At 33.1% G+C, this 24855-nt stretch carries 23 protein-coding genes; 19 read left to right on the top strand and 4 right to left on the bottom strand.

Going from position 1 to position 24855, the window contains the following annotated elements; genetic code table 11:
* Positions 1-5: 5 nt before the first annotated feature.
* From rlmN to dnaG, 6 genes are all read left to right on the top strand, one after another.
* Positions 6-1049, top strand: coding sequence for a dual-specificity RNA methyltransferase RlmN (rlmN, locus tag C4S35_RS03460; RefSeq protein WP_103998846.1), 1044 nt, complete (start codon positions 6-8; stop codon positions 1047-1049).
* Positions 1050-1259: 210 nt separating this feature from the next.
* Positions 1260-2237 carry a polyprenyl synthetase family protein gene (locus C4S35_RS03455; protein ID WP_103998845.1) on the top strand — a complete coding sequence of 326 codons (978 nt, stop codon included), beginning with the start codon at positions 1260-1262 and terminating at the stop codon, positions 2235-2237.
* A 220-nt stretch (positions 2238-2457) separates the two neighbouring features.
* On the top strand, positions 2458-3018 hold the full coding sequence (locus C4S35_RS03450; protein WP_103998844.1) for an RNA polymerase sigma factor: 561 nt from the start codon (positions 2458-2460) through the stop codon (positions 3016-3018).
* Complete coding sequence (locus C4S35_RS03445; RefSeq protein ID WP_103998843.1) at positions 3005-3724, top strand: hypothetical protein; 720 nt, start codon at positions 3005-3007, stop codon at positions 3722-3724. Before C4S35_RS03450 ends, C4S35_RS03445 begins: the two co-directional genes overlap by 14 nt.
* A gap of 34 nt (positions 3725-3758) precedes the next feature.
* Positions 3759-5354 carry an OmpH family outer membrane protein gene (locus C4S35_RS03440; protein ID WP_146059511.1) on the top strand — a complete coding sequence of 532 codons (1596 nt, stop codon included), beginning with the start codon at positions 3759-3761 and terminating at the stop codon, positions 5352-5354.
* Between the two features lie 131 nt (positions 5355-5485).
* Complete coding sequence (dnaG, locus tag C4S35_RS03435; protein WP_103998841.1) at positions 5486-7468, top strand: DNA primase; 1983 nt, start codon at positions 5486-5488, stop codon at positions 7466-7468.
* A gap of 162 nt (positions 7469-7630) precedes the next feature.
* On the opposite strand, the gene C4S35_RS03430 is transcribed toward dnaG, so the two are convergent.
* Positions 7631-8260, bottom strand: a complete 630-nt coding sequence (locus tag C4S35_RS03430) for a response regulator transcription factor (RefSeq protein ID WP_103998840.1) — start codon at positions 8258-8260, stop codon at positions 7631-7633.
* 102 nt (positions 8261-8362) lie between these two features.
* Entirely contained in the window at positions 8363-9154 is a 792-nt protein-coding gene (gene nadE / locus C4S35_RS03425; protein WP_103998839.1) for an NAD(+) synthase, read from the bottom strand.
* A 95-nt stretch (positions 9155-9249) separates the two neighbouring features.
* Here nadE and gldB point away from each other — a divergent pair, with 95 nt between their 5' ends.
* A complete protein-coding gene (gldB, locus tag C4S35_RS03420) occupies positions 9250-10206 on the top strand; it encodes a gliding motility lipoprotein GldB (RefSeq protein WP_103998838.1) in 957 nt (318 codons plus the stop codon).
* Complete coding sequence (gene gldC / locus C4S35_RS03415; RefSeq protein WP_103998837.1) at positions 10206-10541, top strand: gliding motility protein GldC; 336 nt, start codon at positions 10206-10208, stop codon at positions 10539-10541. The genes gldB and gldC overlap by 1 nt, the downstream gene beginning before the upstream one ends.
* Before the next feature lie 89 nt (positions 10542-10630).
* Here the strand turns inward: gldC and yihA are convergent, their stop codons facing one another.
* Together yihA and C4S35_RS03405 are read right to left on the bottom strand one after the other, a co-directional pair.
* On the bottom strand, positions 10631-11251 hold the full coding sequence (yihA, locus tag C4S35_RS03410) for a ribosome biogenesis GTP-binding protein YihA/YsxC (RefSeq protein ID WP_103998836.1): 621 nt from the start codon (positions 11249-11251) through the stop codon (positions 10631-10633).
* Positions 11252-11278: 27 nt separating this feature from the next.
* Positions 11279-12055 (bottom strand): alpha/beta fold hydrolase, encoded by a 777-nt coding sequence (locus tag C4S35_RS03405; protein ID WP_103998835.1) that lies wholly within the window; start codon positions 12053-12055, stop codon positions 11279-11281.
* A gap of 371 nt (positions 12056-12426) precedes the next feature.
* On the opposite strand from C4S35_RS03405, the gene mraZ reads away from it, so the two are divergent.
* The 11 genes from mraZ (at position 12427) to C4S35_RS03350 (ending at position 24854) form a co-directional block, all read left to right on the top strand.
* A complete protein-coding gene (gene mraZ, locus C4S35_RS03400; protein WP_103998834.1) occupies positions 12427-12900 on the top strand; it encodes a division/cell wall cluster transcriptional repressor MraZ in 474 nt (157 codons plus the stop codon).
* Positions 12875-13783 carry a 16S rRNA (cytosine(1402)-N(4))-methyltransferase RsmH gene (rsmH, locus tag C4S35_RS03395; RefSeq protein WP_208618860.1) on the top strand — a complete coding sequence of 303 codons (909 nt, stop codon included), beginning with the start codon at positions 12875-12877 and terminating at the stop codon, positions 13781-13783. Before mraZ ends, rsmH begins: the two co-directional genes overlap by 26 nt.
* A 106-nt stretch (positions 13784-13889) precedes the next feature.
* Positions 13890-14237 (top strand): FtsL-like putative cell division protein, encoded by a 348-nt coding sequence (locus C4S35_RS03390; protein ID WP_103998832.1) that lies wholly within the window; start codon positions 13890-13892, stop codon positions 14235-14237.
* Positions 14228-16231, top strand: coding sequence for a penicillin-binding protein (locus C4S35_RS03385; protein ID WP_103998831.1), 2004 nt, complete (start codon positions 14228-14230; stop codon positions 16229-16231). Before C4S35_RS03390 ends, C4S35_RS03385 begins: the two co-directional genes overlap by 10 nt.
* Entirely contained in the window at positions 16228-17691 is a 1464-nt protein-coding gene (locus C4S35_RS03380) for a UDP-N-acetylmuramoyl-L-alanyl-D-glutamate--2,6-diaminopimelate ligase (RefSeq protein ID WP_103998830.1), read from the top strand. The genes C4S35_RS03385 and C4S35_RS03380 overlap by 4 nt, the downstream gene beginning before the upstream one ends.
* 6 nt (positions 17692-17697) lie before the next feature.
* The gene (gene mraY, locus C4S35_RS03375; RefSeq protein WP_103998829.1) at positions 17698-18927 is read left to right on the top strand and encodes a phospho-N-acetylmuramoyl-pentapeptide-transferase; all 1230 of its coding nucleotides are present in this window, start codon (positions 17698-17700) and stop codon (positions 18925-18927) included.
* A 1-nt stretch (position 18928) separates the two neighbouring features.
* A complete protein-coding gene (gene murD / locus C4S35_RS03370; protein ID WP_103998828.1) occupies positions 18929-20260 on the top strand; it encodes a UDP-N-acetylmuramoyl-L-alanine--D-glutamate ligase in 1332 nt (443 codons plus the stop codon).
* Between the two features lie 65 nt (positions 20261-20325).
* Positions 20326-21615 carry an FtsW/RodA/SpoVE family cell cycle protein gene (locus tag C4S35_RS03365; protein ID WP_103998827.1) on the top strand — a complete coding sequence of 430 codons (1290 nt, stop codon included), beginning with the start codon at positions 20326-20328 and terminating at the stop codon, positions 21613-21615.
* 64 nt (positions 21616-21679) lie between these two features.
* Positions 21680-22768, top strand: a complete 1089-nt coding sequence (gene murG / locus C4S35_RS03360) for an undecaprenyldiphospho-muramoylpentapeptide beta-N-acetylglucosaminyltransferase (protein WP_103998826.1) — start codon at positions 21680-21682, stop codon at positions 22766-22768.
* A gap of 27 nt (positions 22769-22795) precedes the next feature.
* Complete coding sequence (gene murC, locus C4S35_RS03355; protein ID WP_103998825.1) at positions 22796-24145, top strand: UDP-N-acetylmuramate--L-alanine ligase; 1350 nt, start codon at positions 22796-22798, stop codon at positions 24143-24145.
* A complete protein-coding gene (locus C4S35_RS03350) occupies positions 24132-24854 on the top strand; it encodes a cell division protein FtsQ/DivIB (protein ID WP_103998824.1) in 723 nt (240 codons plus the stop codon). Before murC ends, C4S35_RS03350 begins: the two co-directional genes overlap by 14 nt.
* The last annotated feature ends 1 nt before the right edge of the window (position 24855 follow it).

Raw genomic sequence — 24855 nt, 5'->3', positions numbered from 1 at the left:
GCGCCATGCAAATTGAGAAAAAAGACATACGAGCCTTATCAAAAGAACAATTACGTGAATTTTTTGTAGCCAATGGGGACAAATCTTTCCGAGGGAATCAAGTTTATGAATGGTTGTGGAGTAAAGGTGCTCACAGTTTTGATGATATGACCAATGTTTCTAAGGAAACGCGTACTATGCTTGAAGCTAACTTTGTAATTAATCATATCAAAGTAGATACCATGCAGCGTAGTGAAGACGGGACCGTCAAAAATGCGGTACGTTTGCACGATGGGTTGGTGGTAGAATCGGTTTTAATCCCGACAAACACAAGAACAACTGCTTGCGTTTCCAGTCAAGTGGGTTGTAGTTTAGATTGTAACTTTTGCGCAACAGCGCGCTTAAAAAGAATGCGAAATCTGGAGCCAGCTGAAATTTACGATCAGGTTGTTGCTATAGATAAAGAAAGTCGTTTGTATTATAATCATCCGCTGTCAAATATTGTTTTTATGGGAATGGGAGAACCGCTCATGAATTACAATAATGTTTTGAAAGCGATTGAAATGATTATTTCTCCGGAAGGTTTGGGAATGTCGCCAAAACGTATCATGGTTTCGACTTCGGGAGTGCCAAAAATGATTAAGAAACTGGCAGATGATGACGTAAAATTCAAACTCGCCGTTTCGCTGCATTCTGCAATAGATGAAATTCGTTCTCGAATCATGCCTTTCAGTGAAAATTTTCCTTTGGCAGATTTACGCGAATCATTAGAATATTGGTACAGAAAAACCAAAAGCAAAATCTCCTACGAATATGTAGTTTGGAAAGACATAAATGACAACAAAGAGTCTATTGATGCATTAGTGAAATTTTGTAAATACGTTCCTTGTAAAGTAAATCTTATTGAATACAACCCAATTGACGATGGAGAATTTCAGCAAGCTTCCGAAGAATCAATTAATGCGTACATAAAAGCACTGGAAGCAAGCGGAATTGTGGTCAAAGTGCGAAGAAGCCGCGGAAAAGATATTGATGCTGCCTGTGGGCAACTGGCCAATAAAGAAGCATAAAATGGTATCCACGAATTATGCAAATTCACACGAATAATTATTGATTTGAATTACGTATTTTTTTTTCAGCAATACAATTTCGAGGAATTCAACTTAAATAATTAATAGAATTTGCGTCAGTTCAAGTAATTTGTAAATAAAATTTTTAAAAGCAAATGCTGTGAAATAGTTGCTGTTTTTTTATTTGGAAAACAGTATATTTGATCTCGAATGAATATTACTTCACAAATAAAACAGCCCATTTTCAACGAAATGGAACTTTTTGAAAAAAAGTTCTACGAATCGATGACTTCACAAGTGGCTTTACTCAACAGAATCACTTATTATATCGTTAATAGGAAAGGGAAGCAAATGCGTCCTATGTTCGTTTTTCTGACTGCTAAAATGGTTTCGGCAGGGATGGTAAACGAGCGAACCTATCGAGGTGCTTGTGTCATAGAATTAATTCATACAGCAACCTTGGTTCATGATGATGTAGTGGATGACAGCAATCGCAGAAGAGGTTTTTTCTCGATCAATGCACTTTGGAAAAATAAAATTGCAGTACTTGTTGGAGATTATTTGTTATCAAAAGGCTTACTGCTTTCTATTGATAATGGCGATTTCGATTTGCTTCGAATTATTTCTGTCGCTGTTCGCGAAATGAGTGAAGGCGAGTTACTTCAAATAGAAAAAGCCAGACGACTTGATATTACAGAAGATATTTATTACGAAATTATTCGACAAAAGACAGCCACACTTATCGCTGCCTGTTGTGCTCTAGGGGCAAGATCCGTTATTGAGGATGAAATTCAGGTAGAAAACATGCGCAAATTTGGAGAACTCATTGGGATGGCTTTCCAAATAAAAGATGATTTATTCGATTACACGGATGAAGCTATTGGGAAACCAACAGGGATTGACATCAAAGAACAAAAAATGACATTGCCTCTTATTCATGTTTTGAATACGTGTACTTCCAAAGAAAAAAGCTGGTTGATTAATTCCATTAAAAACCATAATAAGGATAAAAAACGCGTGAAAGAAGTTATTGCTTTTGTAAAAAGCAATAACGGTTTGCTTTATGCGGAACAAAAAATGGTTGAATTTCAGCAAGAAGCACTTTTATTGCTGGAGAATTATCCAAATTCGGAGTTTAAAGATGCATTAATTTTGATGGTCAATTACGTCATTGAAAGAAAAAAATAATTCTTTTTTAAAATATTTTCTCTCGTTTCCTATTGATTTTACTGAGTTTTTTGATTTTCAAGTTGTAAAATCAAAAAATTTTCTCCATAAGATGCAACCTTTTGGCATTGTCAATCGTCTATGTTAATAGAGATGAGGTTCAATATCAAGCATCAATTGCAATAGTAATGAGAAATATTGAAATTGAAATTGAAATTGATTTTTGCCATTGAAATTATTTATGAAAGTAATCAACTTACATCACGAGGAAAATGAATTAATCCAGTTAGCTGTCGAAAACAATCGGCTGGCGCAACAGCAGATTTATACCCAATTTTCTCCAAAAATGTTAAGCGTTTGCCGCCAGTACATAAAAGACATTCATCAGGCCGAAGATATCATGATTACTGCTTTTATGAAAGTGTTTACGAATTTGAAAAATTTTCAGCACAAAGGAAGTTTCGAAGGTTGGATTAGGAGAATCATGATAAATGAATGTATTTCTTTTATCCGAGTCGAAAAAAAACTGAAATATAGTGAAGAAGAAACCTATTTTGAAGAAAGTTTCAATAATATCGAAAGCCAATTTTCAATAGACGATATTCAATTTTTGATTGATAGTTTGCCGGATGGCTATAAAATGGTTTTCAATTTATATGCTATTGAAGGATTCAAACATCACGAAATTGCCACTATGTTGGGGATTAATGAAGGAACATCAAAATCGCAATTGTCACATGCCAGAAAAATGCTGCAGGGACAGATTAATACGTTAAAAAATTACAATAATGGAACCGAATAAATTAGAAACACAGTTTAAAGAGCAATTGAATTCTAGGGAAATCAAACCATCAGAAATGGCTTGGAGCAAACTGGATGCAATGCTTACGGTCGCTGAAAAACCAAAAGCTAAATTTCCGTGGTTGCTTGCAGCGGCTAGTTTTGTTGGATTTTTATTGATAGGAACAGTTTTTTTTAATAATTCTGAAACTGTAAAAATAAATAAGGATACTCCGGTAGTTTTGGAACAAAAAACAAAGGTCAATAATTTAAATGAGCCAGAAATAATCAATGAAGCTGTTTTGCCAGACCAAATTCAAAAACCAACATTTAAGGAACATGAAGTTGTTGCGGATATTACTATTCTAAAAAAGCAACCAAAGCTACTTAATATTAAAGAGGAGGAGGTTTCAATCATCAATCCTGCAAAAGAGAATAATGCCATAGTTAGTTCTTTTGAAAACAAGAATTATTCGGCAAAAAGTAATAATAGATACGTTTCAGCAGAAAAATTATTGGCGGAAGTTAGCAATACTAAATTTGAACCAAAAGCTACTGACAGATCAATTGAAAAAACTAGAAAAGCTATTTCAATAAATCCAAACAGTTTATTATCAAATGCTGAAACAGAATTAAATCAATCTTTTAAAGAAGCAGCATTGGACAAATTCAACAAAAATTTTAATGCTATAAAAACAGTTTTAGTCAATAGAAATTACGAAGAATAATTAAAAATCAATCATCAATCAAAAAACGAAAATCATGCAGAAAATCATTTTAGTTACAATAATAATGCTGGTTGCGATGGCAACTAAATTAAGTGCTCAAAAAGTAAATTCAGAAAAATATCCGGTAGAATGGAGTTACAGACAACCGAAAATAGAAAGTTATGAAATAGGTCCTGATAAAAGCCCTGAATTTAACAATCAAAACATTTTAACAATTAAATCAGTTAAAAGCCAAATTATTGGTTTTGGGAATATTATGAAATCCATCAAATCTGATTTGTATTTAGGGAAAACAATTAAAATGACGGGTTATGTAAAAAGTAATAAAGTAAGATCGTGGGCTGGACTTTGGATGCGCGTAGATTATTATGATTCTGCTGTTCTCTCTTTTGATAACATGCAAAGAAGAGCCATCAGAGGGACAACTGATTGGACAAAATATGAAGTAGTTTTATTTGTGCCAGCGGAAGCAACATCGATATCGTATGGCGTTTTATTAAATGGAACAGGTCAAATTTGGTTTAAAGAAGTTACACTTGAAGTTGTTGATAATACCGTTCCTGAAACGGGTTTGGTAAAAGGTAGGGAACACGAAGGAATTTCATTCGAAAAAAGAGCAAAAACAATTGCCAATCAAATTAAAACAATAACAGATACTCAGAAAAATGCTTTAAAAACGGAAATAGATGCATTAGATAAAGAAGTTGCAAAAGGAATAATTTCTAAAGAAAAAGCGGAAGAACTCAAATTGAAAAAAGCGGAAGAACGCGCCGCTAATATTGAAACAAAAGTCGCTATTGAAGAAGATAAATTAAATCAATTGATTCAAGATAAAGTGGATGGAAAGTTTGAAGATGAAAATATATATAAAAGCGGCGGTACAAGTATCATTATAGGAGGTAGTACGGATTCTATTGGAAAGAATAAAAGAGAAATCAATATTACATCCATGAAAATTTATAACGGACAGTTAGATAAAGAAGATCGACAATCAAAACGAACAACAAGTCAGGTGGTTTTTGCAGCAGGATTGAATAATTTGGTGACTAATAAAAGTGTCGAAAAATCAGATTTTAGGTATTTGGGTTCTCATTTTTATGAATGGGGATTGACTTACAATACAAGAATTTTGAATAAGAATAATTTATTGCATGCAAAATATGGACTTTCCGTAATGTACAATAATTTGCGAGCTTCAGATAACAGGTATTTTGTAGTAGATGGAAATCAGACAAATCTTGAGGTAAATCCAATTCGTCATGATGATTCCCGTTTCAAGAATGTAAATTTAGTATTTCCAATGCATTTAGAATTTGACTTTACAAAGTGTAAAGTGAGAGATGGGAAGACTTATTTTAAAACACACGATAGTTTTCGTCTTGGTTTGGGAGGGTATATTGGAACAAATCTAAAATCAAAGCAACATATTAATTACGATACTGATGGGTTTAAGTCAAGAGAAATAACTAAAGGAGATTTTAATGTTGATAGTTTTATATATGGTTTGAGCACTTACATCGGTTATAAATCGACTAGTTTGTACTTGAAATATGATTTGAATCCTTTGTTTAAAGATAATTTGGTGAAACAAAACAGCGTTTCTTTAGGACTGCGTTTTGATTTCAATTAGAAATTGTTTTAGTTAGTTTTATACTTTGTAAAGCACTTTGAAAGAAGCACTTTTTTTGTTTTAGACATTACTTATGAACTTTGATTTGCGTATTTTTGTCTACTTTTTAACCATTAAATATTTTATTCAATTTGATTTCAAAAGCCACCATTGATACTGTTTTCGAAACTGCTCGAGTTGAGGAGGTTATTGGCGATTTTGTAAATTTGAAGCGTGCAGGAAGTAACTGGAAGGGCTTGAGCCCTTTTTCTGAAGAGCGTTCTCCTTCGTTTATGGTTTCGCCGGCTAAAGGAATTTGGAAAGATTTTAGCTCTGGAAAAGGAGGGAATTCCGTAGCTTTCTTAATGGAGCATTCTCATTTTACGTACCCCGAAGCCATTCGGTATTTAGCTAAAAAATACAATATTGAAATTGAAGAAACGGAGCAAACAGATGAAGAAAAAGCCATTACAGATGTTCGGGAAAGTATGTATTTGGTTTCTGAATATGCAAAAACCTATTTTAATAACACCCTTTTAAATTCTAAAGAAGGCAAAGCAATTGGGTATTCTTATTTTAAAGAAAGAGGATTTACGAATGACACTATTAAGAAGTTTAGTTTAGGATATTCGCCTGAAAGTTGGGATGCTTTTACCAAAGAAGCCTTAGGGAAAGGATATAAATTAGAGTTTCTGGAAAGTACAGGACTCACAATACCACGAGATGACAGGCCGTTCGATAGGTTCAAAGGGCGTGTAATGTTCCCAATAGAAAGTATGTCAGGAAGAGTTCTTGGTTTTGGAGGTCGTATTCTTACTAATGATAAAAAAGCGGCAAAATACCTGAATTCACCCGAAAGTGAAATTTACCATAAAAGCAAAGTGTTGTACGGTATTTTTCAAGCCAAACAATCCATTGCTAAGTTGAATAATTGTTATTTAGTCGAAGGCTATACAGATGTAATTCAATTCAATCAATCTGGAATTGAGAATGTTGTTAGTTCTTCTGGAACTGCCTTGACACCAGACCAAATTCGTTTAATAAATAGATTAACAAAGAACATTACGGTGCTTTTTGATGGTGATGCTGCAGGGTTACGTGCTTCTATCCGTGGAATCGATTTGATTCTTGAGGAAGGAATGAATGTAAGAGTGTGTACTTTTCCTGATGGGGAAGACCCAGACAGTTTTGCCAAAAAAACATCCTATGATGATTTAGTTTTATATCTCGAAAATAACGCTAAGGATTTTATTCAGTTCAAAGCATCGCTTTTGATGAATGAAGCGAAGAATGATCCTGTTAAAAAAGCTGATTTAATTAGAGATATGGTGGTGAGTATTTCGAAAATTCCGGATAGAATACAAAGAGAGATTTACATTCAGGAATGTTCTCGTATCATGGATATTTCGGAACAGGTTTTGGTTAGTACTTTAGCGCAATTAGTTCAAAAAGATGTTGCTGAGGTTGGAAAAAAACAAAAACAAAAAGAGTTGCAGAATGCTTTTGACTATGTTAAAAATGAAGACGCAGTTGAGACCGATAAAGTCGATTCTTTATATGGATTTGAACGTAAAATAATTGAAATCCTTTTACTTTACGGTAATAAAACTGAATATTTTGAAGAAGTTTTATTAAAGTCAAATGATGAAGGAGAAATAGTAGATGTTACTGAGATTAGAGAATTGAAAGTTTTTCAGAAAATATATTTGAGTTTGCAAGATGATGAAGTGGAATTTGCCAGTCCTATATTTAGGGAGATTTATAAAAATTTGATAGATTATTATTTGCAGAATGAGGATTCTGGACTTGAGAAATATATAAATCATTTTCAGTCCGGTATCCCGGTTGAAGTGACTAACATAATAATGGAGGATGAGAAAAATATATTGCATAATTGGGTAGGTCAAAATATTTTTCCTAAAACTAAAGAAGAAATGCTAAATCAGGATGTTTCTGATACATTACTTACTTTAAGATGGTTTTTACTCAGTGAAATTATAGAAGGGCTAAAAAATTCTGTCTCTAATGATCCAGATTCGAATAATATGGAATCACTTTCTTTAGTGATGAATTATATTGAATTAAGAGGGAAATTTTCAAAAAAATTAGGAAGAGTTGTGGTGCGTTATCATTAGAGGAATATGATTTTTTCCTCCAAATTAATATATTAAAAAGCTCTATATCATCTGAACCTGATTCAGATAATACAGAGCCTCTCTGTTTGACTATGTTTTACAACACATTAATTCATTCGTTTTCAAAAAATTAGGAAGAAGTAATGTCTAGATAGTATAAGACTAAACTATTTCTAATGTTTTTGCTTTGTTAACCAAATCGACTAAATTAGTGACATTCAATTTTGTTAAAAGACGTAATTTATAGGTACTAATTGTTTTTTCGTTAAGATTCAGAATTTCAGCAATCTCATGATTCTTTTTTCCATCACTCAAATAGCGTAAAACTTCCACTTCACGATTGGAAAGCTTGCGATATAATCGTTCGCTTTTACTTTGTTTTGCAATTAATGCCAAATTTTTCTTAACTGTTTCATTCATGATTATTTTTCCTTGATGGACTTTAATAATCGAAATACCTAAGGTCTCTAGTTTCTCTTTTTTGTGAATAAACCCAGAAACACCAGCTTTTATAGCATTAGGCGCATAAATTTGTTCTGAAAGACCACTGAAAATAATAATTTTAGTTTTTGGGAAGTTTTTCAAAAGATTTTTAACTTCAAAAATACTAGAAAGACCTTCCAATTCGAGGTCTAATATTAATACATCAATGTCCTTGGTAAGTAGTATATCCCGAACCATCAAAAAATTCCCAACATTGGCAACGATTGATATTTCTGCATGATCCTTAAAGTAAGATTTTACTCCAAAATGCACTACGGGATAATTGTCGGCTAAGCATACTTTTATCATAGTTTTAATTTTTAGTGTTGTTTATTTTTTGGATAGTAAATTTAATAAATAATTTCTGTAAATAACTGAAAATCAGCATTAAATGTAAATTATTTAGTTTATTTAGACTAAGCAAACTGGTATTGCTTTCATTTTATGTTGATTGATAGTATTTAATCGCTTGTAAATTTCGAAAACAGTTTGTTCTCTTCCTGAAAAATCGTTGGGAGCTTTTCCTGATTCATCTTGAATCATTGCCCATTCTAATTCATCGTAACTAGCTCCTAATTGTTCTTCATCGGTTCTTTCGTCTCCAAATAATCCATCAGTTGGAGAAGCTTCTAGGATTGAATTTGGTATTTTTAAATAACGCCCTAAAAGATAGACTTCTGATTTCATTAAATTAGCAATTGGACTTAGGTCGACGCCACCGTCGCCATATTTGGTAAAAAATCCAACGCCAAAATCTTCTACTTTATTTCCAGTTCCGGCAACTAATAATCCATAAATACCAGCGAAATAATATAAGGTGGTCATTCGTAAACGGGCACGAGTATTAGCCAGGGATAAATGAAGTTTATTCGTTTCTACATCAACTGGAACAATTTTCTTGAAAGATTCGAAAACAGAAGTTAAATCAGCTTCAATGCTGGTTACGTTTAAGAATCTATTTTTTAATTGTTTTATATGTTCCCGTCCGCGGCTTACATGGCTATCGGCTTGGTATATAGGCATTTCGACACATAAAACTTGCAAACCGGTTTGTGCGCAAAGGGTTGAGGTTACTGCTGAATCAACGCCACCAGAAATTCCAATAACAAACCCATTAACGTTTGCGTTTGCTGCATAGGTCTTTAACCAATCTACAATATATGTATTTGTTTTTTCAATTTGCATGGTGGTATTTTTAATCATAATAGTTTAGGTATTAAAAAGTAGGAATGTATATTTGCATATAATTCGAAGTTAACGATTCCCTATTATTTTGGCTACAAACTTAATTAATAAATATGAAAATACACCTGTTTTTGATAGTCTTTTGTTTCTTTTTTTTATCATGTAATAAAAAGCATACTATAGAAAATGCAGTTGATAAAATTCCTGTAGATGTTGAAGTAGTGCGTTTTGACAAAATATTTTTTGAAACTCCGGCTCAAGATTTAGGAAAAATTAAAAAAAAGTTCCCTTATTTCTTTCCTAATGGAAATGACAATAGTACATGGACTGATAAAATGCAAAATCCATTATGGCGCGAATTATATGGGGAAGTGCAAAAAAAATATGCCAATTTTAAACCTGTAGAGGAGGATTTAAATTTACTTTTTAAACATATTAAATATTATTTTCCGAAAACTAAAACGCCAAAAGTTATTACAATAATCTCTGAAATGGATTATAATAATAAAGCTATTTTTGCGGATAGTTTGGTCATTATTTCTCTTGAATTGTATTTAGGAAAGGAACATAAATTCTATCAATTTCCAAATTATATAAAACAAAACCTAGAGCAAAAACAAATAATGCCGGATATCGTTTCGAGTTTTTCTATTCGAAAGATTGCTCCCGTTTCAGATAAAAATTTACTGAATCAAATGGTCTATTTTGGAAAACAATTATATTTAAAAGACTTACTTTTGCCTAATTATAGTGATGCAGATAAAATGGGTTATACTGCGGAACAAATCAAATGGTGTCAGGAAAATGAAAGTTATATGTGGCGTTATTTCGTAGAAAAAGAAATGCTTTACAGTGATGATCAAAAACTACTGCCTCGTTTTATCAATGCAGCTCCATTTTCTAAGTTTTATTTAGAAATTGATAATGAGTCACCGGGGCGTGTTGGTGCTTGGATTGGTTGGCAAATTGTGCGTTCATACATGAAAAATAATGATGTGTCTATCGCAGATTTATTAAAAACAGATGCAAAAGAAATATTCGGAAAATCAAAATATAAACCTAAAAAGTAATGTTAGATAAAAATACATCAGAAATTAAATTTCTAATCGAATTAGACGATAATCGAGTTCCGGAAAAATTAATGTGGTCTGCTAAAGACGGTGGAGTTGAGGCTCAGGAAGCAAAAGCGATCATGTTGTCTATTTGGGACAGTAAGGCCAAAGAAAGTATGCGTATCGATTTATGGACTAAAGATATGCCGGTAGACGAAATGAAAATTTTCTTTCACCAGACTTTAGTAGCTATGTCTGAGACTTTTAAACGTGCCACCGATGATGAAAAAATGGCCGATACAATGAAAGATTTTTGCGATTATTTTGCAGAAAAATTAGAGCTAACGAAATAAATCAGATAATTTATAAAACAAACAAAATCCCAAAACTACTATTTAAGTTTTGGGATTTTGTTTGTTTTAAAATGTAAAGAAGAAAGTTTCTAAAACTGATTGTTGTTTTTGAAAACTTCTTGATTTACTTCGTCAATATAGCTTAATAATTCTTCTTTTCCAGTAGATTCAGTTGCTGAAGTAACAAAATAGTGAGGCATTTCGGCCCAGTTATTAGCAAACATTTTCTTTTTGTAAGCCGCAACGTGAGAGTCAATTTTTACTTTACTGATTTTATCTGCTTTGGTAAAAACGATGCAAAAAGGAATTTCGCTTTCTCCCATATATGACATGAACTCAATATCTATGGTTTGGGCCTCGTGACGAATATCAATTAGAACAAAAGCACAAACTAATTGTTCTCTTGTTTCAAAATAATCAGTGATGAATTCCTGAAAAATAGATTTTGTCTTTTTAGAAACCTTGGCATAGCCATAACCTGGTAAATCAACAAGAAACCAATTGTTATTAATCAAAAAATGATTTATCAATTGTGTTTTCCCTGGTCTTCCAGAGGTTTTTGCTAATTTCTTTTGATTAGTTAACATATTGATCAATGAAGATTTACCTACATTTGATCGGCCTATAAAAGCATATTCTGGCAAAAAATCTTTGGGACATTTGGCTACATCAGAATTGCTGATAATAAATTCGGCGGTATTAATTTTCATGATTTGCGTATCTAATTATTCTTTTTTTTAAGCGTGTACTTGTAAATGGGTTACTGATAACCATTCTTCCAGCAAACGATTAAATTCTTCCGGTTGTTCCATCATGGCAGCATGGCCGCAATGGTCAATCCAATATAAGGTTGAATTAGGCAATAATTTATTAAATTCTACTGCAACATCAGGAGGAGTTACCTTATCGTTTTTGCCCCAAATGATACAAGTTTGTACATGCATTTTTGGTAAATCCTTTGCCATATTATGACGAATAGCACTTTTGGCAATCGTCAATGTTTTTATTAATTTTATTCTATCATTTACTGAGGCATACACTTCATCAATAAGTTCTTTAGTAGCTACTTTTGGATCATAAAAAACATCTTCTGCTTTTTTCTTAATGTATTCATAGTCCCCTCTTTTTGGATAACTATCTCCCATCGCGCTTTCGTAAAGTCCAGAGCTACCGGTTATTACAAGTCCAGCCACTTTTTCTGGATACATTTTTGTATGGTATAAAGCAATATGTCCTCCTAGTGAATTTCCTAAAAGAATTACTCGTTCTAGGCCTTTAAAAGTGATAAAATCTTTAACGTATTTTGCAAAACTCTTTACATTAGTTTTTAGAATGCTTTGAGTGTATATTGGTAGATCGGGTATTATTATTTTGTATCCTTTATTAGAAAAATAACTGGCAACAGCATCAAAATTACTTAATCCTCCCATCAAGCCGTGAAGGATGACAATAGGGATTCCTTCTCCAGCTTCATAATAGCTGTATCTACCTTCTTTTTTATAGTATTTTTCCATGTTTTTAGAATCCGGATTATCAATTTTGACAAATATAGGATTTAAAAAATAAAAATAAATTTTTACGACAATTTTAATTATTTAATTCTTTAGGCGAATTATGATAAATTTTACTTGTTTAAGGTCTAAAATGTTAATTATTTGCTCTTTTTTCAAAAAAGTAAAATTGAAATTGTAAGGTGTCTTTTAATCTTCTTTTTTAATGATGTTATCTTTCTTACAAATAAAATAAAATCGACATAACCTGCTGATTGTCCAAAAATTAAGGGTTTTTATTCGAAAGTGGTTAAACTTATTAACAAAGTGGTATATAGTGGTAAAATGTGGTAATATTTTTTATATTTTTGCTTTACACCATTTAATACATTTTCTTGGATACAATTGTTGGAACATATGAATGTAAAGTCGATGCTAAAGGAAGGTTGCTGTTGCCAGCACCTTTGAAAAAGCAATTGGCCGCTTCTCTTCAAAACGGGTTCGTTTTGAAGCGTTCCGTTTTTCAGTCCTGTCTGGAGTTGTACCCTATGCAAGAATGGTTGTTGATGACGGAAAAAATCAGTAAGCTGAATCGATTTGTCAAGAAAAATAATGACTTTATCCGCAGGTTTACTGCTGGGGTAAAAGTAGTGGAGATTGATGCTTTAGGACGATTATTGGTGCCGAAGGATTTAGTTCTTTATGCAAGTATAACGAAAGAGGTAGTGTTTTCTTCAGCTATCAATATTGTAGAAATTTGGGATAAAGACTTATATGAGAAATCTATAGGTGATGAAGAAATAGATTTTGCTGATTTAGCAGAAGAAGTAATGGGAAATATAAATGACAACGACTATGGAATATCATAATCCGGTTTTGCTTCAAGCATCAGTAGATGGTTTAAATATCAAGCCTGACGGCATTTATGTCGATGTAACTTTTGGTGGAGGTGGTCATTCAAAAGAGATTTTAAAAAGACTTGGTCCAAACGGAAAATTATTTGCTTTTGATCAAGACGAAGATGCATTGGCTAATGCTTTGCCTGACGAAAGATTTACACTTATTAATGAGAACTTCAGGTTTATTAAACGGTTTTTACGTTTTTACGGAGTGAAGAGTGTTGATGGAATTTTAGGTGATTTGGGTGTTTCATCACATCAGTTTGATGTGCCAGAAAGAGGTTTTTCCACTCGTTTTGATGCGGAGTTGGATATGAGAATGAGTCAGAAAAATGATTTAAATGCTTATCGGGTAGTTAATGAATATGATGAGGTGAATCTGAAAAGAGTATTCCTTGATTACGGAGAATTGAAAAATGCACCAGCTTTAGCAAGAACAATTGTAGAAGCTAGAGAGGAGCGTCCAATCAAAACCACAGATGAATTGAAAGAGGTTTTAATGAAATATTTACCGGAAAGAGTTAGAAATAAAATATTGGCTCAAATCTATCAGGCGATTCGTATTGAAGTAAATCAAGAGATGGATGTTTTGAAAGAATTTTTAGAACAATCCTTAGAAATATTAAATCCAGGCGGTAGATTAAGCGTAATTTCTTATCATTCTTTAGAAGATAGATTAGTGAAGCGATTTGTGAAAAACGGCATGTTTGAAGGCGAGCCTGAACGTGATTTTTTTGGTAATTTTTCAGTTCCATTCAAAACTGTTGGAAAATTAATTGTGCCAGATGCTGCTGAAATAAAAGAAAATAACAGAGCAAGAAGTGCCAAATTGAGAATAGCTGAAAAGATATAATCCCACCCAGCCTTCCCAAAAGGGAGGAGTCAAAGTGGAAAAACAAATACTTTAACTTTTAATATCTCGGCTCCCTTTCCTTTGGAGAGGGCCGGGGAGAAGACACATGAAAAACGGAGTTTACAATCTTTTAAAAGCGAGGTTTCTGATCGATGATGATGCTGTTAAAAACTGGCGTTTCATCGTTTTTGTAATTGTTTTAGCTATAATTATGATTGCTAATACGCAGCGATTTGAACAAAAAGTTTTTAAGATTACTGAGTTGACAAATCAGGTAAAAGAATTGCGTTCAGAATTTGTAGACAAACGATCGGAATTAATGAAATTGAAAATGGAATCGACTGTTTCTGAAAAAATGGTAGAAAAAAATATTTTTCCGTCCACAGTTCCGCCAGTTAAAATAGAAGTTAAAAAAGAAGAAGAAAAAAGTTTCTTTAAAAAAATATGGCAGTAGAAGATAAACACATATCGTACAGAATTTATCTGGTTGCATTCGCTATCTTTTTGATGGCAATTGCGATTGCTGTAAAGTTGACAAATATTCAATGGGTAGAAGGGGATTATTATAGAAAATTAGCCAAAGAAAGAACGGTTAGAAATTTTGTGATTCCCGCTAACAAAGGAAATGTTTATTCTGCTGACGGAAGTCTTTTGGCAACTTCTATTCCTAATTATGAAATACGTTTTGATGCTGTTACTCCAAAAGCAGAAGCGTTCGAAAAAAATGTTAAACCATTATCGGATTCATTAGCAGCAGTTTTAGGAAAACCGTCAAGCTATTTTCAGAATGAATTAAGAAAAGCAAGAGCAAACAAAAACAGATATTATTTGATTGCCCGAAATTTAAGTTACACAGAATATTTTAAAATTAAAGGGTTTCCATTGTTCAATTTGGGAAGTAATAAAGGAGGAATTATTATTGAACAAGAAACGGTTAGGAAACATCCAATCGGAAAAATTGCAGAGCGAACCATTGGTTATGAAAGAACAAATTCAAACGGAACTTCAGATGGTAAAGGTATTGAATGGGCTTATCGTAAATATCTTAATGGTAAAGATGGTAAAATTTTAAAACAAAAAATTGCAAAAGGACAATGGAAACCGTTGCGGGACATTAATGAAGTAGATCCGCAGGATGGTTACGATGTGATATCTACAATTGATGTTTTTATACAGGATATTGCGCACCACGCTTTATTGAAACAATTAGAAGATTATCAGGCAGATCATGGCTGTGTTGTCGTTATGGAAACTAGTACGGGACAAGTTAAGGCGATTTCGAATTTAGGAAGAGGCAAAGATGGAACCTATTATGAAACTACCAATTATGCAGTTGCTGAGTCGCATGAACCAGGTTCTACATTTAAATTAGTTGATTTAATGGCTATTCTTGAAGATAAGGTCGCGGATACAAGCACTGTTTTTGATAGTAATGGCGGTGAAATTAGATATTCAGGAAAAGCGGTGCGAGATTCTCATAAAGGTGGTTATGGAAAAATATCGTTAGCACGTGGATTTGAAGTTTCTTCTAATACAGTTATGGTGCAAGCCGTTTATAATAACTACAAAAACAATCCTTCAAAATTTGTGAATCATGTCGATTCGTATGGTTTGAATAGAAAATTAGGATTGGATTTAAAAGGAGAAGGAATGCCGGTTATTCCTCAACCAAAGGATAAAAACTGGTCTAATATTTCGCTTCCTTGGATGGCTTTTGGATACGGTGTGTCAGTAACACCTATGCAAACACTTACTTTTTATAATGCAGTTGCTAATAATGGCGAAATGGTAAAACCCCAATTCGTTTCGGAAATAAAAGAATGGAATAAAACAATCAAAAAAATTGATAAAGTAGTTTTAAATCCAAAAGTATGTTCACAAGAAACTATTTTGAAACTAAAAGCAGTTTTGTTGAATGTTGTTAAAAAAGGTACAGCATCAAAATTGTATTCTAAAGATTTTTCTATGGCAGGAAAAACGGGAACGGCTGCGGTGAATTATGCAAAAGATGGAGGATTAGGAAAATATTATGCCTCTTCGTTTGTTGGCTATTTTCCAGCGGACCACCCAAAATATTCTTGCATAGTTGTCGTTCACAAGCCGAGTACGATAAATAATAATTACTATGGTGCAGACGTGGCAGGTCCAGTTTTTAAAAGGATTGCCCAAAAGATTTTTACAGATGCTCCTTCAACTAATAAAATTAAAAATTTAGACAGGAAGATTCCAAAACAAGAAAATAATTATGATTCTTATTTTGTAAAGTCGCAAATGAAGTCCCCATTAATCCCTAATGTAAAAGGAATGTCGGGGATGGATGCATTAGCTTTATTAGAAAACTTAGGTTTAAAAGTGAAAGTTACCGGAATAGGAAAGGTAAAAAAACAATCACTTCAAGCAGGTCAAAATATTGTGAAAAACACAACTATACTATTGGAATTATCATGAGTATATTAAAAGACATATTATACAAAGTAGCTATTCAAGCCGTAAAAGGTTCGACGGATGTTGTTGTAAACAAAATGGATTTCGACTCAAGAAAAATCGAAAAAAATGATGTTTTTATAGCTATTCGTGGTTCTATTTCAGATGGTCATGATTATATAGAAAAAGCAATTGAGCAAGGGGCTGTGGCAGTAATATGCGATACATTTCCAGAAAATATTGCTGAAGGAATTACCTATGTTCAGGTAAAAGACACTAATTCAGCCTTAGCATTTATGGCTGCAAATTATTTTGGTGATCCTTCTGAAAAACTGAAATTAGTTGGTATTACAGGAACAAATGGTAAAACGACCATTGCTTCTTTGTTATACCAATTGTTTAAAAAAGCAGGTTTTAAAGTTGGATTACTTTCTACAGTGAAAATTTTAGTTGATGAGAAAGAATTTAAAGCGACACATACCACTCCGGATTCGATTACAATTAATCATTATCTGAAAGAAATGGTGCAGAATGGAGTTGATTATTGTTTTATGGAAGTGAGTTCGCATGGAATTCATCAAAAAAGAACAGAAGCACTACATTTTGTTGGCGGTATTTTCACCAATTTGTCTCACGACCATTTGGATTATCATCCAACATTTGCAGAATACAGAGATGTAAAAAAATCATTTTTCGATTATTTACCTAAAGCAGCTTTTGCATTAGTAAATATTGATGATAAAAATGGGCAAGTGATGTTGCAGAATACGGTAGCAAAAAAATTGACTTATGCTTTAAAATCCTATGCAGATTATAAAGCACAAATCTTGGAAAATCAGTTGTCAGGTTTGTTGCTAAAAATAAATGGAAATGAAGTTTGGGTAAAACTGATAGGAACATTCAATGCTTATAATCTGCTGGCTATTTACGGAACTGCAGTTCAATTAGGAATGGAAAGTCTGGAAGTATTACGATTATTATCAGATTTAGAAAGTGTTTCGGGACGTTTTCAATTTATTGTTTCAAATTCTAATATTACAGCGATTGTGGATTATGCGCATACGCCTGATGCATTAGAAAATGTGCTAAAAACAATCAATGACATTCGAACCAAAAATGAGCAATTGATAACTGTTGTAGGATGTGGTGGGAATAGAGACAAAGCCAAGCGCCCAATTATGGCTGGAATTGCATCTGATTTGAGTGACAAAGCAATTTTTACTTCGGATAATCCAAGAAATGAAAACCCAGAAGTTATTATTACTGAAATGGAGCACGGTGTTGCGCCTCAAAATTATAAAAAAACATTGACTATAACGGATAGAAAGCAGGCTATAAAGACGGCTTGCCAATTGGCTCAGCCAAATGATATTATTTTAATTGCTGGAAAAGGACATGAGACGTATCAGGAAATAAATGGCGTTCGTCATGATTTTGACGACATGAAAATAGTTAAAGAAATATTAGATCAACTTCATAAATAGAAAAATATGCTGTATTACTTATTTGAATATTTAGATAAAACATTAGATGTTCCTGGGACAGGCGTTTTTCAGTACATTACTTTTAGATCTGCATTGGCATTGATGCTTTCTTTGCTGTTATCTACGATTTATGGTAAAAGAATTATCAGTTTTCTGCAAAGACAACAAGTAGGAGAAACGGTTCGTGAGCTTGGTTTGGCTGGTCAAAATGAAAAAGCAGGTACGCCAACTATGGGAGGTTTAATAATCATATTTGCGACATTAGTTCCAGTTATACTTTTTGCAAAACTGCATAATATTTACATCGTTTTATTGATTGTGACCACACTTTGGATGGGGATTATCGGTTTTATAGATGATTATATCAAAATTTTCAAAAAGGATAAAGAAGGACTTAAGGGAATTTTCAAAGTTGTAGGACAAGTAGGTTTGGGTTTAATTGTGGGTATAGTCCTTTATTTTAGTCCTGCTGTAACTGTTAGAACTGATACAGCTAAATCGGATATTTTTAAAACACCTACAGAAAATGTAATTGTTCAAGCCCCAGTCGAAGAAAAATCTACTGCAACGACAATTCCTTTCTTTAAAAATAATGAATTTGATTATGCTGAATTATTAGCTTGGACAGGTGAAGGATATGAAAAATGGGCTTGGTTGATTTTTATTCCAGTTGTTATTTTTATTATTACTGCGGTTTCTAATGGTGCTAATTTAACGGATGGTATCGACGGACTGGCCGCAGGAACTTCCGCTATTTCAGTGCTCGCATTGGGAATATTTACGTTCGTTTCGGGAAATATTATTTTTTCTAATTATTTGAATATAATGTATATCCCTAATTCGGGGGAAATGACTGTTTTTATCGCTGCATTTGTGGGAGCGTTAATTGGATTTCTTTGGTACAATTCCTATCCAGCATCGGTTTTTATGGGAGATACAGGGAGTTTGACTATCGGCGGAATCATTGCTGTTTTGGCAATCGCCGTTCGAAAAGAAATGCTAATTCCTTTACTATGTGGAATTTTTCTTGTCGAAAACTTTTCAGTCGTTTTACAAGTTGCTTATTTTAAATACACCAAGAAACGCTTTGGCGAAGGCCGAAGAATCTTTCTTATGTCGCCTTTGCATCATCATTATCAGAAAAAAGGATATCACGAAAGTAAAATTGTTACCCGTTTTTGGATTGTTGCTATCATGCTGGCCATATTGTCAATCGTCACTTTAAAATTAAGATAATATGAGGCTAGTAATTTTAGGTGCAGGAGAAAGCGGTATAGGAACTGCTATTCTGGGTAAGAAAAAAGGATATGATGTTTTCGTGTCTGATTTTGGAAAAATAAAAGGAAATTATAAAGAGGTTCTTATTATTAATGAAATTGCTTGGGAAGAAGAAAAGCACACCAAAGATTTGATTCTAAATGCTGATGTGGTAATGAAAAGCCCAGGAATTCCGGATAAATCCCCAATTGTGAAAAAGCTTTTAGCGAAAGGAATTCCAGTGCTATCGGAAATTGAGTTTGCGGCTCCTTTTACAGATGCAACTATAATAGGAATCACCGGAAGCAATGGAAAGACCACCACCACGATGTTGACTTATCATTTGTTGAAATCTGCCGGGTTAAATGTAGGATTAGGGGGGAATATTGGAAAGAGTTTCGCTTGGCAAGTAGCAGATAATAAATATGATTCGTATGTACTCGAGTTGAGTAGTTTTCAATTGGATGGAATCTTAAAGTTTAAGCCACATATTGCAATAATTACGAATATCAGTCCGGATCATTTAGATCGATATGATTACAAATATGAAAATTATATTGCTTCAAAGTTTAGAATAACAATGAATCAAACCGAGGAAGATTACCTCATTTATGATGCCAATGATGAAGCCATTACAGAATGGTTTAAAACACATACAACTAAAGCCAAATTAATTCCTTTTTCATTGACAAAAACTTTCAGCGAAGGAGCTTACATAAAAAACAACAAAATGGAAATTTCAATCAATCAAGAAGAGTTTACAATGGATACAGAGCATATTGCCTTAGAAGGAAAACATAACATGAAAAACGCAATGGCAGCAACCTCTGTGGCAAAATTGATGCAAATTAGAAAGTCGACGATACGCGAAAGCTTGTCCAACTTTCAAGGAGTAGAACATCGTCTTGAAAAAGTATTGAAAATTCAAAATGTACAATACATAAATGATTCAAAGGCGACTAATGTAAATGCCTCTTTTTTTGCATTAGATAGCATGAATACGCCTACTGTTTGGATTGTGGGAGGTGTCGATAAAGGAAATGATTACAATGAATTGATGTCGTTAGTTCGTGAAAAAGTGAAAGCAATTATTTGCCTTGGAGTTGATAATAAAAAAATAATAGATGCTTTTGGGAATGTGGTAGATATGATGGTCGAAGTGGATAACATGAACGATGCAGTGAGAATGGCGCAGCGTTTAACCGAAAAAGGAGATACAGTATTACTGTCGCCGGCTTGCGCTAGTTTTGACTTATTCGAAAACTATGAAGACAGAGGAAACCAATTTAAACAAGCAGTAAAGAATTTATAAAAATATTTAAGGTTTAAAACTAAAGGTTGAGAAACTTTAAACATAAAAATTTTAAATAAAAAAAAATGAAACAACTAATAAACAATTTAAAAGGAGATAAAGGTATTTGGTCATTCGTGGCCTTATTAGCCTTGTTTTCGTTTATGCCTGTTTTTAGTGCGAGTAGTAATTTGGCATATATAGGCCAAGGAAACGGAAATACATTGGGGTATTTGGTAAAACATTTAGCTCATATTTGTATTGGTTTCGGGATTATTTATTGGATTCATAAAGTCCCATATCATTATTTTAGAGCTATTTCTAAAGTAGGATTACCAGTCGTTTGGATTTTATTAGCCTACACTTTAATTAAAGGAACTGTGATCGCTGGTGCAAATGCCAGTAGATGGATTCAAGTACCATTTATTGGAATAACATTTCAAACATCTACTTTAGCATCTATCGTTTTATTTATATTTGTAGCACGTTATTTGTCTAAAACCAGAGAAGAACCTATTACTTTCAAGGTCTCTTTGTGGGAGCTTTGGTTACCGGTATTTTTCACTTTAATACTAATCTTGCCTGCTAATTTCTCTACAACAGCGTTGATTTTCTCGATGATATTGATGCTGGCTTTTATTGGTAAATACCCATTAAAATATATTGGAATTATTATTGGATCGGGAATATTATTTCTCGCTTTTTTTGTTCTTCTTTCTAAAGCATTTCCTGATTCCAGATTTTTTAGCAGAGTGCATACTTGGGAAAGTAGAATCGAAAATTTTAGTACAGATAAACCGGATGAAGACGATTATCAAATTGAGAAAGCTAAAATTGCGATTGCATCAGGAAAAATTTATGGATTAGGTCCTGGTAAAAGTGTTCAAAAAAATTTCTTGCCTCAATCTTCTTCAGATTTTATTTATGCAATTATTGTTGAAGAATATGGACTTGTAGGTGGTTTAGGAGTTCTTGCTTTGTATTTGTTATTATTATTTCGATTTGTTGTAGCCTCTCACAAGGCCAATTCATTATTCGGGAAATTAGTGGTTATAGGATTAGGCTTTCCCATGATATTTCAAGCAATGATTAATATGGCCGTAGCAGTAGAATTATTGCCTGTTACAGGACAGACATTACCATTGATCAGTAGTGGAGGAAGTTCTATCTGGATGACTTGTTTTGCACTTGGAATTATAATCAGTGTAACCAAAAAAGAAGAAGAAATCGCTCAGGAATTAAAAGAGTCAACTTTAAGAGACGAAGCGCTTCAAAAATTAATTGACAAACAATTGGAAGAGCAATATAGCTCAGATAATGATTATTCTATCGAGGATAAAGCTAAGAATCCAATGAATGCAGTTTTAAATAAGTAATCGGTTTTAAGATTATTAGATTAAATAATTTTTGAAAACATAGGAACTCAGTAACATTATATAAATGAAACAATACAAATTCATACTAAGCGGTGGCGGAACTGGAGGACATATCTATCCAGCAATTGCGATTGCCAATGAATTAAAATCTCGTTTTCCGAATGCTGAATTTCTTTTTGTAGGAGCTCAGGATAAGATGGAAATGCAAAAAGTGCCGCAGGCTGGTTTTAAAATAAAAGGACTTTGGATTTCCGGTATTCAACGAAGGTTGACATTTGATAATTCGCTTTTTCCACTAAAATTAATGGCGAGTTTATTAAAATCCAGAACTATAATCAGAGAGTTCAGACCGGATGTGGTAATAGGAACAGGAGGTTTCGCAAGTGGTCCGCTATTACAGGTGGCTGCGATTGCAGGAATTCCAACGTTGATTCAGGAACAAAATTCCTATCCTGGAATTACAAATAAATGGTTAAGTAAAAAAGCAAACAAAATTTGTGTTGCTTATGAAAATCTTGAACGTTTTTTTCCAAAAAACAAAATGATTTTGACAGGAAATCCTGTTCGAGAAGATTTAATTGATAGTAAAAGCAAAAGAGCCGAAGCAATTCAGTTTTTTAATTTAGATTCCAAAAAGAAAACGTTGTTGGTTCTTGGAGGAAGTTTAGGTGCCAGAAGAGTGAATCAATTAATTGAAAAAGAGTTGAAAAATTTGCTTTCTCAGAATGTTCAGGTGATTTGGCAGTGCGGAAAATTATATTTTGAAGATTATAAAAAATATAATGAAAGTGATGTTCAAGTAATGGCTTTTATTGAAAAGATGGATTTGGTTTATGCGGCCGCCGATATTGTCATTTCTCGTGCCGGTGCGTCATCGGTTTCGGAACTGTGCATTGTGGGGAAACCGGTGATTTTTATTCCATCTCCTAATGTTGCTGAGGATCACCAAACTAAAAATGCTCATGCGATTGTAGATAGAAAAGGAGCAATTATGTTGAAAGAATCTGAGCTGGATTCGCAATTTGGTCTTGTTTTTGAAGCCTTGCTGAAGGATCAAGGAAAACAGAATCAATTAAGTGAGAATATAAAACAATTGGCCAAACCGGAAGCAACGAAACAAATTGTTGACGAAATCGTGAAGTTAATTAAATAAAAAATAAACGCGCAAAGTATCAAGAATATGAATTTAAATCAAATACATAACGTCTATTTTATAGGAATTGGAGGCATCGGGATGAGTGCTTTGGCTCGTTATTTCAAAAATATCGGTAAACAAGTTTCAGGTTATGATAAAACGCCTACGATGCTTACAGATGAATTAATAGAGAGTGGTATTACAATTCATTTTGAAGATAATATTGATTTAATTCCAAAAGATTTTTACTCAGAAAACACCTTGGTTATTATTACGCCAGCAGTTCCTAAAAGCCATTCCGAATGGAATTATTTCTTAGAAAGAGAGTATCAGGTAAAAAAAAGAGCAGAAGTTTTAGGGATTATAACCCAAGACACTTTTTGTTTCGCAGTTGCCGGAACTCATGGTAAAACCACTACCTCTAGTATTTTAGGACATATTCTATTTGAAAGTGGCGCTGATGTTACTGCTTTTATTGGCGGTATTGTAGAAAATTATAATTCAAATTTAATCGGAAGCGGTAAAACAGTCACTGTTGTTGAAGCAGATGAATTTGATCGTTCGTTTTTGCATTTGCATCCTAATATTGCTTGCATTACGTCGATGGATGCGGATCATTTGGATATTTATGGAACTAGTGCCGCGATAGAAGAATCTTTTATTGAATTTGCTTCTAAAGTGGAAGATAAAAGCAATCTTTTTATAACGAAAGAACTACCAATAGAAGGAATTACTTGTGCAGTAAACGAAGATGCTGTTTATAAGGCGTTTAATGTGAGAGTTGGGAATGGCAGTTACACATTCGACGTACAAACTCCTACTGAAATAATAAAAGATTTACAGTTTGGATTACCTGGAAAACACAATTTAATGAATGCTTTAATGGCTATCGCAATGGCAAAATTATTCGGCACCCCAACCGATGCCATTGCAAAAGCCATTGCATCATTCAAAGGAATAAAAAGAAGGTTTTCTTATCAAATTAAAACCGATAAGCTAGTTTATATAGATGATTATGCACATCATCCAACGGAAATAAATGCCGTTCATCAGGCAGTTAGAGAATTATATCCAAATCAAAAAGTGTTGGCTGTTTTTCAACCTCATTTGTTTAGTAGAACAAGAGATTTTGCGGATGATTTTGCCAAAAGTTTATCTGCTTTTGATGAAGTTGTTTTATTGGATATTTATCCTGCTCGTGAATTACCAATGGAAGGAATAACTTCTAAATGGTTAATGGATAAAATGACGAGTGACAATAAAAAATTGGTGATAAAAAATGACTTGATTCCAACAATTCTCGCATCTGACGCTACGGTTATTGTGACTATTGGCGCAGGAGATATTGGAGAATTAGTTCCAACAATTAAAAAAGCGATAAATGAAACTCTTTAATTGGACAAATATTCGATTAATACTGATGTTTGTGTTGGTTGTTTTTCTGTATTCGTTTACGTCAAATCGAAATGAAAATCGAAAATTAATTAAATCTACCGTTATTTTTGTAGGAGATATTGCTCCTTTTGTTAAACAAGAAACGGTTAATAAATTGTTAATAGAAAATAAAAAAGATGCATCGAGCATTCAAAAAGTTAATTTAGATTTGAATAAGCTGGAAAGAATTCTGGATGCGCAAGAAATGATTGAAAAGTCAGATGTATTTGTTAGTATCGATGGTGTTTTAAAAGCAGTAGTGAAACAAAAGACTCCAATAGCCAGAGTTTTTGATAATGAAGGTTCTTTCTATATTGATTACAAAGGGAATAGAATGCCATTGTCGACAAATTTTACAGCTCGAGTTCCACTTGTTTTAGGGATAATTAATAAAAAAAATAACGAAGATTTAGCTGATTTATTTCGCATAATCTATGACGATGCTTTTTTGAAAAAAAACATAATCGGAATTCAAATTGTGCCTAATGGTAGTTTAATAATGCTCAATAGAAATTTTGATTTCCAAATTGATTTTGGCAGAATGATAAATGTCGAGCGTAAATTTAAAAATTATAAAGCTTTTTTTCAAAAAGCAGTTTTAGATAGTTCGTTGTATAAATATAAAAAAATAGATCTCAGATTTACGGAACAAGTAGTTTGCACTAAATAAT

Origin of the sequence: Flavobacterium urumqiense (genome assembly GCF_900108015.1) — a bacterium.
GTDB classification, from domain to species: Bacteria; Bacteroidota; Bacteroidia; order Flavobacteriales; family Flavobacteriaceae; genus Flavobacterium; species Flavobacterium urumqiense.
The sequence above is the reverse complement of the archived record's forward strand: the minus strand, read 5'-3'. Positions and strand labels throughout refer to the sequence as shown.